Source organism: Pseudonocardia sp. Ae717_Ps2 (genome assembly GCF_001932475.1).
Taxonomy (GTDB): domain Bacteria; phylum Actinomycetota; class Actinomycetes; order Mycobacteriales; family Pseudonocardiaceae; genus Pseudonocardia.
In genome coordinates this window covers 4,033,352-4,044,615 of the sequence record NZ_MCIS01000001.1, presented here as the reverse complement: position 1 = coordinate 4,044,615, position 11,264 = coordinate 4,033,352, and the positions used below count along the sequence as shown (strand labels likewise).

The window sequence follows — 11,264 nt, the reverse complement described above, 5'->3', positions numbered from 1 at the left end:
GACACCGCACCACACCGGGGCGGCTCCGACATCGGGGCCGCCCCGGCGCGCGTGGCGGTGCAGGATCGTCGGTGCAGGGATCGTCGGTGCAGGGATCGGAGACCGGGTGACCGAGGACCGCACCGCGGAGGTGGCCGGGCGCCTGCGCGTCGACCCGCGGGTGCTCGCCGTGCTCGTCGCCGCCCCGTGGCGCGTCGCGGACGGCCACGACACCGCGCCCGTCGCCGAGCCGCCGGGGGAGCGCGGCACCGTCTACGTGGGCGTCCCGTCCCCGGCGGAGCTGCGTGAGCTCGACCTGCCGACCGACGGGCTGCGGCACTTCGGGCTCACCCCGGCCGACCTGCGACGCGGCGGCTGGACCGATGCGGACCTGCGTTCGGCGGGGCTCCTCCCACCCGGCGCGGAGCCGGACCCGGTGGCCTGGTTCGTCGCGGGGGAGCCGCCGCAGCTGATGCTCGGGTTCGACCCGTCGGGGCCGGTGCTGCTCGCCCGACCGGAGCCCCGCTGGGACGGCCACCTCCCGGTGCTCGACCCGGCCGACGCCGTCGAGGTGCCGGTCCTGCCCGGCTGCGACGACCCGGACGGCGACCCCGGGCTCGCCATCCGCCAGGTGCGTGACGGGCTGCTGCGCCGGGCCCGGCGCCGGCTCACCCACTGCGTGATCTGCCTGCGCCCGGTGCACCGGGCCGCGACGGTGCACGGCGCCTGCCACGGGTGCGCCGGCAGCTGGCTCGGCGTCGTCCTCTGACGCCGGCCCGGGTCAGGTCGCCGACACCGGACCCGGCCGCGCCCCGGCACCGGCGGGCGGGGGAGGGCAGCGCAGCAGCTGACGCCACTGCTCGGGGCTCCACCGTGCCGGGTCGGTGGAGTCGAGGAACTCCTCCAGCACCCCCACGAACCGGGCCGGGTCGCTGTGGTGCGGGAAGTGCCCGGCGTCGTCGAACACCTCCAGCCGGCTGCCCGGCATCGCCGCGTGCGCGGTGTGGGCGTGCGCAAGCGGCACCACCGCGTCCCGGGCGCCCCACACCAGCATCGTCGGCATCCCGCGGGTCAGGTAGCAGCGGTCCAGCATGGTCACGACCTGCCCGCGCCAGTCGACGACGGCCCGCAGCGTCCGGATGAACGCCGCCCGCGACGTCGCGTCGGGCAGCGCGTCGACCAGCCGGAGCAGGTCGGCGGCGTCACGGCCGAGGTCGGCGCCGACCAGCCGCAGCGCGTCGAGGGCCCACCCGATCTGCCACCGCAACGGCGGCAGCTGCGAGGCCGCCAGCACCGCCTGCGCACCGGGCAGGCTGACCGCGCGCAGCAGCGGCGTCACGTCCGGGCCCGCCCCGCCGGTGCCGACCAGCACCAGGCGCTCGGTCCGGTCGGGGTACTGGTAGGCGAACTGCATGGCGACGCCACCGCCCAGCGAGTGCCCCACCAGCGTCGCGCGCGGGACACCGAGGACGCCGAGGAGGTCCCGCACGCCGTTGGCGTAGGCGGCGACCGAGTAGTCCGCGCGCGGCTTGTCCGAGTGCCCGTGCCCCAGCAGGTCAGGGGCGATCACCAGGTGCCGCCGGGCCAGCGCGGGGAACACCGCCTCCCACGTCGCCGAGCTGTCCCCGATGCCGTGCACGAGCACCACCGCCGGCCCGGACCCGGCCACCCGGAACGCCCGCCGGTAGCCGTGCACGGTGCGGAACCGCAGCTCCGAGTCCCGCGGCGGCACGACGCCGAGCCGGTCGCCGACCGGTGCCGGGCGCGAGGTGGGGGCCGCCATCGGACCGACGGTAGGACCGCCGCGTTACCCCGGTGTTGCCGTCGGCGAACGGCGCCACGGCACCTAGGGTCGGCGGCGTGAGCGAGCGCTACCGGGTCGTCCCGGCGTCCTACGTCCTGCTGTTGCGCGGCACCGGTGAGCGCACCGAGGTGCTGCTCCAGATGCGTGCCGGCACCGGGTTCATGGACGGCCACTGGGCCGCCGCCGCGGCCGGGCACGTCGAGGCCGGCGAGGACGCGGCCGCCGCCGCGGTGCGCGAGGCCCGGGAGGAGCTCGGCGTCACCGTCGACCCCGCCGACCTGGTCCCGCTCACGGCGGTGCACCGCACCGGGCGCACCGGGGACCCGGTCGACGAACGCGTCGACTTCTTCTTCACCTGCCGTCGCTGGACCGGCGAGCCACGCCGCGCCGAGGACGGGAAGACCGCGGGCCTGGACTGGTTCGCGCTCGCCGACCTGCCCGCCGACACGGTCCCGCACGAACGCGCGGTGCTCGACGCCCTGCGCGACGGCGACGTGGCCGCGGTCCGCAGCCACGGCTTCCGGTAGCGGCCTACTCCGGGTCGACGAGCTGGATCTCGACGGTGACGTCCGGGCTGTCGCTGTCGTCGGGGTCGATCGCCCAGTGCAGCACCCAGTCGACCTCGTAGTCGTCGCGCCGCCGGCCGGGTGGGGCGAAGTTGACCCACTCCCCGGCCCGGGGGAGCGTCTGGAACAGCCGGACGAAGTCGGGCTGCTGCCCGATCCTCACCCGCGCGGTGATCGGTGTCTGCGACGACGGGGAGCCCACGGCCCGAGATGCTGCCCGACCGGAGCGCCGCGCGCCACGCCCCGTCCGCACGCGGTTCAGGGCCGGACGGCGCCCAGGAACCAGCGGTCCACCGAGAACGGCTCGTCGCCGCAGGACGCGACGCCCGACGCCCACGCGTCGACCTCGGCCCGGGTGAGGCCGCACCGGCCCGGCGCGGCCTCGGCGACCATCTCCCGCAGCGCGGCGCCGTAGCCGGTGGAGGCCGGCCCGCGCATCGGCATCCGTCGTGTCCACTCCCCGTCGAACCCGGCGCGCTGCAGCAGCGGGCCCAGCTCGTAGGGCAGCCGCGACCGCGGCACCGTGCTGCACCACGCGTCGCGGATGCGGCGGTGCCGGTCCTGCCCCGGCCCGGGCCAGTGCAGCGAGGTCCAGTCCGTGTCCAGCACGAGCAGCCGCCCACCCGGGCGCAGGACCCGGTACAGCTCGGTGACGGTGGCCGGCAGGTCGTCGACGAACTCCAGGACCTGCAGGCAGGCCACGGCGTCGTACGGACCGCCGGGCAGCGAGCCCGGACCGGCCAGCGCGCGCTGGGTGACGACGGCACGGGTGCCGCACCGGCGTCGCGCCAGCGTCACCATCACCGGGTCCGGGTCGACCCCCGTGGCACCCGGACCGACGGCCCTGGCGACGTCGTCGAGCAGTTGTCCCGGTCCGGTCCCGACGACCAGGATCTGCTCGCCGGCCCGCGGGCCCAGCAGCTCCAGGGTCCGTTCCCGTTCGGTCCGGGCCTCGGGGGTGTCGTAGGTGTCCGCGACCCTCCGTGCGCTCGCGGCGTCGACCGGCAGCATTCCGGCTCCCTAGTCTCAACCGCCGGTGTAGCGCGCCGACTCGATCAGCGCCTCCACCGACTCCGGTGGCACTCGGAACGAGCGCCCGAACCGCACCGCGGGGAGCTCCCCGGAGTGCACCAGCCGGTACACCGTCATCCGGGAGACCCGCATCCGGTCCGCCACCTCTGCCACGGTGAGGAACGGCGCGTCCTGCCCGGACCGTTGCTCCGGGATCCCTGCCGCCATGCTGCGTCCCTCCTTCGCCGACCCGCCCCCAGGCCGACCCTCTGATCACCGAACGCAGGGACGGTAGCGCGGATCGGGCCACCCTCCCGGTGCGATCGTGTACCACCCTCGGGTGGACTGTCCGGAAAATGTCGACTGTCGGTGCCCGGCCCGACACGTGGGGTGATGATGTGCCCCGCAGGAGGGTGCGGCGCCCCCGGATCCGGTCATCTATCGTCGGGCGGTGACCGCCGCTTCCACCGTGACCGATGACGACCCGGACGGCGACTGGACCGCGCCGGGCGTGTTCCGCAGCGCCCCCGGGGTGTACCGGATCCCGCTGCCGCTGCCGCAGGACGGGCTGCGGGCGGTGAACGTCTACGCACTCGCCGACGACACCGGCTGGACCCTGATCGACTCCGGCTGGGCGATCGACGAGGCCCGCGACCTGCTGGGCAAGGCGCTGGCGGCGCTGGGCTCCGGTTTCGGCGACGTCCGCCGCTTCCTGGTCACCCACGCTCACCGCGACCACTACACGCTGGCCTCGGTGCTGCGCCGCGAGTACGGCACCCGGGTGCTGCTCGGGGCGGGGGAGCGCCCGAACCTGGAGGTCATCACCGACCCGGCCCGGCCGCCGGGCGAACCCGACCGGTCCCGGCTGCTGCGTGCCGGTGCCGCCGGCATCGTCGACGAGCTCGGCCGGGCCGGGCCGTGGCCGCGTCCGCTCCCCGAGGAGTGGGAGGCCCCCGACGAGTGGGTCGCCGACCGCGCCGCCATCGCCGTCGCCGACCCGGCCGGCACGCGCACCCTGACCGCGGTGGAGACCCCGGGGCACACCCGTGGGCACCTCGTGTTCGCCGACGAGGCCCACGAGCTGCTGTTCGCCGGGGACCACGTGCTGCCCCGGATCACCCCGTCGATCGGCCTGCAGCCGTCGCCGGTGGCGAGCCCGCTCGGGCAGTTCCTCGACTCGCTGCGCCTGGTCCGGTCCCGGCCGGACGCGACCCTGCTGCCCGCGCACGGCCCGGTCGGTGGCGGCGCGCACGCTCGCGTCGACGAGCTGCTGGCCCACCACGAGGTCCGGCTCGCCCAGTGCCGCGACGCCGTCGCCGCGGGCCATCCGACCGCCGACGCGGTCGCCCGGGTCCTGCGCTGGACCCGGCGGGAACGCCGGCTGGAGGACATGGACCTGTTCAACCGGACCCTCGCGGTCCTGGAGACCGGGGCGCACCTCGACGTGCTCGCCGACCTCGGTGAGCTGCGCCGGACCGAGGTTCCCGACGCCGCCACCGGGGTCGCCGTCGCCACCTACACGGCCTGACCCGCGCGCCGGGCCGCGACACGCCGCGCACCGTTCACCCGGTAGTCGTGTCGGGGTGGCTCCCCGGAGCGGAATCGGGCAGAGTGAGGTCACCGGAGTCCACTCACGCCACGGAGGTCACCACACCCACACCCAGCACATCTGTACCGCGGGTCCCAGCACCGACCGCGCTGCGCCGAGGACGTAGGGGAAGACGATCCTCGTCGACGACAGCGGAGGTTGGCAGTGAGCACACGCGGAGTGGTGTTCGTCCACTCGTCGCCGACTGCGGTCTGTCCGCACGTCGAGTGGGCGCTCTCGGGCGTTCTCGGAACGCGGGTCTCCCTCGAGTGGTCCGCGCAGCCGGTGGCGTCCGGTCAGATGCGGGCCGAGTGCACCTGGAGCGGTCCCGCCGGTAGCGGCGGGGCGCTCGCGGGGGCGCTGAGGGCCTGGTCGATGCTGCGGTTCGAGGTGACCGAGGAGCCGAGCCCCGGCGTGGACGGGGAGCGGTTCATGCACGTCCCCGGCCTCGGCATGTGGCACGGTCGCACCAGCGCCAACGGCGACGTCGTGCTGCCCGAGGACCAGCTGCGCACGGTCATGGCCGAGCACAGCGGCGCCGGGCTGTCCCGGCGTCTGGACCAGCTGCTGGGCACCGCCTGGGACGACGAGCTGGAGTCCTTCCGCTTCGCCGGTGACGGCGCGGCGGTGACGCTGCTGACCCACCGGGTCGGCTGAGCCGGCCCGGGCCGGGCAGACTGTCGTCCCATGGGGGGCGAGGAGTGAACGGCCGGGCCGCGATCACGGTCGGCGTCCTGCTGGTGGCACTGGTGGCCGTCGGCGGTGTCGCGTGGACGGTGTCCGGGACGACCCGCTCCGGCGTCGCCCCCGCGTCCGCGCCGCAGACGGTGCCCGACGACGGCGCGGGCAGCAGCGAGGTGACCATCAGCGCGGGCGCCGCCGAGCACCCGGCCGCCCAGCTGGTGATGCAGCAGGTGCAGCTCTACTTCAACGCGGTCAACGGCCGCGACCACGCGACCTGGACCCGCGTGGTGAACCCCGATACCGCCGACCGGCAGCCCCGCGAGGCGTGGCTGGAGGGGATCGGGTCCACCGTCGACGGCACCATCCGCATCGACCGGATCGACTCCACGAGCGGCGGCGGTGTGCTCGCCCTGGTCCGCTTCATCAGCGTCCAGGACCCGAACGACGGACCGCCCGGCCTGCACGTCGGCCGGATCTGCTGGCAGGTCGCGTTCCCGATGGCGGGCTCGCCGCCGCGGATGGACGTCGGCGACCCCGACGGGATCCTGCGCGCCCCCTGCTGAGAGGGCCGTGCGGGTCCCCGGCCGGGGACCCGCACGCCAGGCGTCAGGCCTTGGTGAACACCAGCGAGGCGTTGTGCCCGCCGAAGCCGAACGAGTTGTTGACCGCGGCGTCCACGGTCATCTTCCGCGGCTCGCCGGCGACGACGTCCAGCTCGACCTTCGGGTCCTTGTCGGTGAGGTTGAGCGTCGCGGGGATGATGTCGTCGCGCACGCTGAGCAGCGCGATGATCCCCTCGACGGCCCCGGCCCCGCCCACGAGGTGCCCGAGCGCCGACTTCGGCGCGGTCAGCACCGGGTGGTCGCCGAACGCCCGCCGCACGGCCGTCGCCTCGCCCACGTCGCCGACCACCGTGGAGGTGGCGTGGCAGTTGACGTGGACGATGTCCGAGGCGGTCAGACCGGCCCCGGCCACCGCCTTCTGCATCGCCCGGATCTGGCCCTCGCCCTCGGGGTCGGGCCCGGTGATGTGGTAGGCGTCGGACGTCATGCCGACACCGGCGAGGCGGCCGTGCACGGTGGCACCGCGGGCCTTCGCGAACTCCTCGCGTTCGAGCACGAGCACGCCCGAGCCCTCACCGAGGACGAAGCCGTCCCGCCCGGTGTCGAACGGCCGGGAGGCGCCCTCCGGGTCGTCGTTGCGGGTGGACAGGGTCCGTGACTGCACGAACCCGGCCACGGTGATCGGGACGATGCAGGACTCGGCGCCGCCCGCGAGGACGACGTCGACCTCCCCGTCGCGCAGCAGCTTGTAGGCCCAGGCCAGGGCCTCGGCGCCGGTGGCGCACGCCGAGGCGGGGGAGTGCACCCCGCCCTTGGCCTTGTACTCCAGGCTCACGAGCGCGGCCGGCCCGTTGGGCATGAGCATCGGCACGGTCAGCGGCGAGACCTTGCGCAGCCCGTGCTCCTCGAGCAGGTCGTCCTGCGCGAGCAGCGTCGGTGCGCCGCCGATGCCCGCGCCGATGACGACGGCGAGCCGCTCGGCCTCGACCGCGGCCCCGTCCTCGCCGGGGACCGGGCCGAGTCCGGCGTGCGCCCAGGCCTCCTTGGCCGCGACCACCGCGACCTGCTCGCACCGGTCCATCCGGCGGGCCTGCACACGGGGCAGGATCTCGGTGGGCTCCACGGCGAGCTGGGCCGAGATGGACACCGGGAGGTCGAACCGCTCGACCCAGTCGGCCCGGGTGGCCCCGACCCCGGACTTCCCGGCGAGCAGCGCCTCCCAGGTGGAGGCGGCGTCCCCGCCGAGCGGGGTGGTGGCCCCGAAACCGGTGACGACCACTCCGTCGGTCATGACGTCTCCTTCTCCCCGGCGGACAGCTGCACGCCGGTACCGATCACTGGTGCTTGGCGATGAAGTCGACGGCGTCGCCGACGGTCTTCAGCTCGGCGAGCTGGTCGTCCGGGATCTTGGCGCCGAACTTGTCCTCGGCCTGCACGGCGATCTCCACCATCGACAGCGAGTCGATGTCCAGGTCGTCCACGAAGGACTTCTCGGGGGTCACCTCGGCGGTGTCGATGCCGGCGACCTCCTCGACGATCTCGGCCAGCCCGGTGAGGATCTCGGCGTTGTCAGCCACGATGGTTCTCCTTGCGCGATGGTTGGGTGCGGGTGCCAGGTCGGGGTGCCCGGTCAGGGGCAGACGACGACCTGTCCGGCGTAGGACAGTCCTGCGCCGAAGCCTACGAGGAGCAGCACGTCGCCGGACCGTACCCGGCCGGCCGTGCGCATGTGGTCCAGCGCCATCGGGATGGACGCGGACGAGGTGTTGCCGGAGTGCACGATGTCGTCGGCGACGACCATGTCCTCCCGGGCGCCCTTCTGGCGCAGCTTCTTGGCGACGGCCTCGACGATGCGGAGGTTCGCCTGGTGCGGGATCAGCACGTCGATGTCGGCGGGGGTGAGCCCGGCGCGCTCGATCGCGCCCAGCGCGACCGGCGCGATCGCCGTCGTCGCCCAGCGGAAGACCGCCTGGCCCTCCTGGTGCAGCTTGTTCGTGCTCTCGCCGAGGATCCGGATCGTGGAGGCGATGTCACCCGCGCTGCCCCAGACGACCGGACCGACACCCACCTCGTCGGGGCTCTCCGCCGGGCCCAACAGGGCGGCGCCCGCGCCGTCGGCGAAGATGATGCAGGTCGACCGGTCGTCCCAGTCGACCCAGTCCGACAGCTTCTCCGCGCCGATGACCAGCACGTGCCGGGCGGAGCCGGCGCGGATCATGTCCGAGGCGACACCGACGCCGTAGCTGAAGCCCGCGCACGCGGCGTTGAGGTCGAACGCGGCGACGCCGTTCGCGCCGACCCCGGTGGCGACCTGCGCCGCGGCGTTCGGGATCGGGTTCGGCATGGTGCAGGTCGCGACGACGACGGCGTCGAGCCCGGCCGGGTCGAACCCCGCGTCCTTCAGCGCCGCCGTTCCTGCCTCGACCGCCATGTCCGGCAGTAGGGTCTCGGCGTCGGCGATGCGCCGCTCGGCGATGCCGACGCGGCTGCGGATCCACGCGTCGTCGGTCTCCACCCGCTTCGCCAGGTCGGCGTTGGTGACGACGTGCTCCGGCTGGAAGCTGCCGACGCCCAGGATGCGGGCTCCGGCGACGGTGTCGGCCAGTCGCATGCGGCTCACTTCCCGTGCTCGGCGATCAGGTCGACGGCGGCGTCGAGCTGCTCGGGGGTCTTGAGGGCCAGCGTCGGGGTCCCCTTGACCGCGCGCTTGACGAGCCCGGTCAGCGTCGCGCCCGGGGGCAGCTCGAGGGTCGCACCGGTCCCGTGGTCGGCGAGGGTCTGCATGCAGGCGTCCCAGCGCACCGGCCGGGTGACCTGTGCGACGAGCCGGCGCAGCGCCTCGGCGCCGGTGTCGACGGTCCCGCCGTCGGCGTTGGAGAGCAGGGTGAGCGTCGGATCCGACACCGGCACCGACGACGCGTGGCTCTCCAGCGCGGCGCGCGCGGGCTCCATGTGCGCGGTGTGGAACGCCCCGGCGACCGGGAGCGCCTTCACCCGTGCCTTCTCCGGCGGCGACGCGACGAGCTCGGTGATCGCCTCCTTCGTCCCGGCGGCGACGATCTGGCCCGCCCCGTTGCGGTTGGCCGGGTCGAGACCCAGCTCGGCGAGGCGGGCCAGCACGATCTCCTCCTCGCCGCCGAGCACGGCGGCCATCGAGGTCGGCGCGACGGCGCAGGCGGCGGCCATCTCGCGGCCGCGGACCCCGGCGAGGGCGACGGCGGCGTCCTCGGTCAGCACACCGGCGATCGCGCAGGCGGTGATCTCGCCGATCGAGTGCCCGGCGACGAGGGTCCCGGACGGCAGCTCGACCCGCTCGCGCAGGCGGCGCGCGGCCAGCAGACCCAGCGTGACGATCAACGGCTGGGTGACCGCGGTGTCGGTGATCTCCTCCGCGTCGGCGGTGGTGCCGAGGCGCGTCAGGTCCAGCCCCACGGCGTCGGACCAGCCGGCGACGGCCTCCGCCGAGGCCGGGTCCTCCAGCCACGGAGCGAGCATGCCGGGGGTCTGGGCCCCCTGGCCGGGTGCGAGCAGGGCGATCACGAGGACATCACACACCTCTCGGGGTCGGGGCCGGGATACCGGTTACGACGAAGTCGGACCACCGAAGTTGTAGGAAACCTACGACACGCAGGTGTGACCGGGGCCTCGTTACCGATCCGTAGGGGCCGGTGTTTGTAGGGTTCACGACAACGCCCCGCCCGCCGGGACACGGACGCCGTCGACGTCGGGATCATGCTCCCCGGTCGGGTCCAGGGGAGTCAGCGGAGTGTGCGCGGCGACGGCCGGCCCGTCGGACGCGCGGGCGGTGCGGTCCGCGACGAGCGCGGCACGCAGCACGAACGCCTCCCGCGGGTCGGTGGGGGAGCGTCCGACGAGCTCGCCGATGCGCCGCAGCCGGTAGCGCACCGTGTTGGGGTGCACGTACAGCGCGCGGGCGCAGCCCTCCAGGTTCGCCCCGCCCTCCAGGTAGGCGGCCAGGGTGCGCAGCAGCTCGCCGCCGGTGTCGTACAGCGGGGCCAGGACGTCCTCGGCGAGCCGGCGCCGCGCCGCCGGATCGCCGTGCAGGGCCCGCTCCGGCAGGAGGTCGGCGGCGTCGACCGGGCGGGGCGCGTCGGGGTGCCCCGGGGCCGCGGCCAGTCCGGCCAGCGCCTCGGCGACGGCGCCGCCCGCGGTGGCCAGGTCGGTGCTGGGCGGGCCGGAGACGACCGGTCCGGGCCCGAAGTGCCCGGCGACCTCGGCGAGCACCCGCGCGGTGACCGCGCTCGTCCCCGGTGCCGGTCCGCGTCCGGCCGGTGCCCGGCGCGCAGAGGTGGTCTCGGCGAGCCGGTCGGCGACCCGGCGCGCGGGCCGCCCGGTCAGGTGCAGCAGGACCACCAGCCGGCGTCCCTGGACGCCGACGAGCACGTCGTGACCGAGCCGCGCGGCGACCCGGCGCAGCTCCACGATCAGCTGCGGGGACTCCGGGCCGGACCCGGGTGCGGAGCCGACCAGGCAGTGCACGGGGGCGGCCGGGTCCCAGCCGAGCGCGGCGGCCCGGGAGACGAGCGCGCCGTCGGTGTCGCCGCGCAGCACGGCGTCGACGACGAGTGCCTCCAGCCGGGCGTCCCAGGCGCCGCGGGACTCCGCGGCGCCGGCGTACACGGTGGCGGCGGCGAAGGCGATCTCCCGGCCGAAGCGCAGCACGGCCTCGGTCAGCTCGTGGCGCTCGGCGTCGTCGGCGAGCGGGGGCAGGTGCTCCTCGAACACGTCCGCGGCGATGCGCACGAGCTCGACGGTCTGGCGCAGGCTGATCCGCCGGGCCAGGTCGCGCGGCGCGATCCGGAACGCCTCGGCGGTCAGCGGGGTGGTGCGGTCCGGCTCGCGCAGCCAGGACACGAAGTTCGCGACGCCGGTCTGGGTCACCAGGGCCACGCCGGCGCGCTGGTCGGCGGGCAGCCCGGCGAACCACGAGCAGCGCCGCTCCATCTCCGCCAGACAGGCCGCGGCCAGCCTGGAGGAGGCGAGCTCGAGGCGGCGCAACGTCGCGTCCGCGACCGGGTGGCGGTGCACGTCGGGCAGCATGACACGAC

General features: G+C 75.2%; 14 protein-coding genes. 5 read left to right on the top strand and 9 right to left on the bottom strand.

Going from position 1 to position 11,264, the window contains the following annotated elements:
- The first annotated feature begins 106 nt into the window (after positions 1–106).
- Complete coding sequence (locus Ae717Ps2_RS18515) at positions 107–748, top strand: hypothetical protein (RefSeq protein WP_075311139.1); 642 nt, start codon at positions 107–109, stop codon at positions 746–748.
- A 12-nt stretch (positions 749–760) separates the two neighbouring features.
- Here Ae717Ps2_RS18515 and Ae717Ps2_RS18510 read toward each other — a convergent pair whose 3' ends face one another.
- The gene (locus tag Ae717Ps2_RS18510; protein WP_083695141.1) at positions 761–1,762 is read right to left on the bottom strand and encodes an alpha/beta fold hydrolase; all 1,002 of its coding nucleotides are present in this window, start codon (positions 1,760–1,762) and stop codon (positions 761–763) included.
- Positions 1,763–1,839: 77 nt separating this feature from the next.
- Here Ae717Ps2_RS18510 and Ae717Ps2_RS18505 point away from each other — a divergent pair, with 77 nt between their 5' ends.
- Positions 1,840–2,310: an NUDIX domain-containing protein gene (locus tag Ae717Ps2_RS18505; RefSeq protein ID WP_075311141.1), complete on the top strand. Its 471-nt coding sequence runs from the start codon at positions 1,840–1,842 to the stop codon at positions 2,308–2,310.
- A gap of 4 nt (positions 2,311–2,314) precedes the next feature.
- Here the strand turns inward: Ae717Ps2_RS18505 and Ae717Ps2_RS18500 are convergent, their stop codons facing one another.
- Genes Ae717Ps2_RS18500 through Ae717Ps2_RS18490 form a run of 3 tightly spaced genes read right to left on the bottom strand, consistent with a single transcriptional unit; the run spans position 2,315 to position 3,588 of the window.
- Entirely contained in the window at positions 2,315–2,551 is a 237-nt protein-coding gene (locus Ae717Ps2_RS18500; RefSeq protein ID WP_020623049.1) for a hypothetical protein, read from the bottom strand.
- Positions 2,552–2,607: 56 nt separating this feature from the next.
- Positions 2,608–3,360: a methyltransferase domain-containing protein gene (locus Ae717Ps2_RS18495; protein WP_075333656.1), complete on the bottom strand. Its 753-nt coding sequence runs from the start codon at positions 3,358–3,360 to the stop codon at positions 2,608–2,610.
- 15 nt (positions 3,361–3,375) lie between these two features.
- Positions 3,376–3,588, bottom strand: coding sequence for a helix-turn-helix domain-containing protein (locus Ae717Ps2_RS18490; RefSeq protein ID WP_020623051.1), 213 nt, complete (start codon positions 3,586–3,588; stop codon positions 3,376–3,378).
- Between the two features lie 223 nt (positions 3,589–3,811).
- Here Ae717Ps2_RS18490 and Ae717Ps2_RS18485 point away from each other — a divergent pair, with 223 nt between their 5' ends.
- From Ae717Ps2_RS18485 to Ae717Ps2_RS18475, 3 genes are all read left to right on the top strand, one after another.
- Positions 3,812–4,888 (top strand): MBL fold metallo-hydrolase, encoded by a 1,077-nt coding sequence (locus tag Ae717Ps2_RS18485; RefSeq protein WP_075311145.1) that lies wholly within the window; start codon positions 3,812–3,814, stop codon positions 4,886–4,888.
- Positions 4,889–5,113: 225 nt separating this feature from the next.
- Positions 5,114–5,605, top strand: coding sequence for a DUF3145 domain-containing protein (locus tag Ae717Ps2_RS18480; protein WP_075311147.1), 492 nt, complete (start codon positions 5,114–5,116; stop codon positions 5,603–5,605).
- Positions 5,606–5,649: 44 nt separating this feature from the next.
- Complete coding sequence (locus Ae717Ps2_RS18475) at positions 5,650–6,195, top strand: hypothetical protein (protein WP_075333655.1); 546 nt, start codon at positions 5,650–5,652, stop codon at positions 6,193–6,195.
- 43 nt (positions 6,196–6,238) lie between these two features.
- On the opposite strand, the gene Ae717Ps2_RS18470 is transcribed toward Ae717Ps2_RS18475, so the two are convergent.
- From Ae717Ps2_RS18470 to Ae717Ps2_RS18450, 5 genes are all read right to left on the bottom strand, one after another.
- A complete protein-coding gene (locus Ae717Ps2_RS18470; protein ID WP_020623055.1) occupies positions 6,239–7,486 on the bottom strand; it encodes a beta-ketoacyl synthase in 1,248 nt (415 codons plus the stop codon).
- Between the two features lie 43 nt (positions 7,487–7,529).
- Entirely contained in the window at positions 7,530–7,772 is a 243-nt protein-coding gene (locus Ae717Ps2_RS18465) for an acyl carrier protein (protein WP_020623056.1), read from the bottom strand.
- Between the two features lie 53 nt (positions 7,773–7,825).
- Complete coding sequence (locus Ae717Ps2_RS18460; RefSeq protein WP_075311151.1) at positions 7,826–8,806, bottom strand: beta-ketoacyl-ACP synthase III; 981 nt, start codon at positions 8,804–8,806, stop codon at positions 7,826–7,828.
- Positions 8,807–8,811: 5 nt separating this feature from the next.
- A complete protein-coding gene (locus tag Ae717Ps2_RS18455) occupies positions 8,812–9,735 on the bottom strand; it encodes an ACP S-malonyltransferase (protein WP_075311153.1) in 924 nt (307 codons plus the stop codon).
- A gap of 141 nt (positions 9,736–9,876) precedes the next feature.
- A complete protein-coding gene (locus Ae717Ps2_RS18450; RefSeq protein WP_075311155.1) occupies positions 9,877–11,256 on the bottom strand; it encodes a CdaR family transcriptional regulator in 1,380 nt (459 codons plus the stop codon).
- Positions 11,257–11,264 lie beyond the last annotated feature (8 nt).

Coding starts and splice junctions, on each gene's coding strand:
- Ae717Ps2_RS18495 (WP_075333656.1), bottom strand. CDS start 3,360: ATGCTGCCGGTCGACGCCGCGAGCGCACGGAGGGTCGCGGACACCTAC.
- Ae717Ps2_RS18510 (WP_083695141.1), bottom strand. CDS start 1,762: ATGGCGGCCCCCACCTCGCGCCCGGCACCGGTCGGCGACCGGCTCGGC.
- Ae717Ps2_RS18450 (WP_075311155.1), bottom strand. CDS start 11,256: ATGCTGCCCGACGTGCACCGCCACCCGGTCGCGGACGCGACGTTGCGC.
- Ae717Ps2_RS18490 (WP_020623051.1), bottom strand. CDS start 3,588: ATGGCGGCAGGGATCCCGGAGCAACGGTCCGGGCAGGACGCGCCGTTC.
- Ae717Ps2_RS18470 (WP_020623055.1), bottom strand. CDS start 7,486: ATGACCGACGGAGTGGTCGTCACCGGTTTCGGGGCCACCACCCCGCTC.
- Ae717Ps2_RS18460 (WP_075311151.1), bottom strand. CDS start 8,806: ATGCGACTGGCCGACACCGTCGCCGGAGCCCGCATCCTGGGCGTCGGC.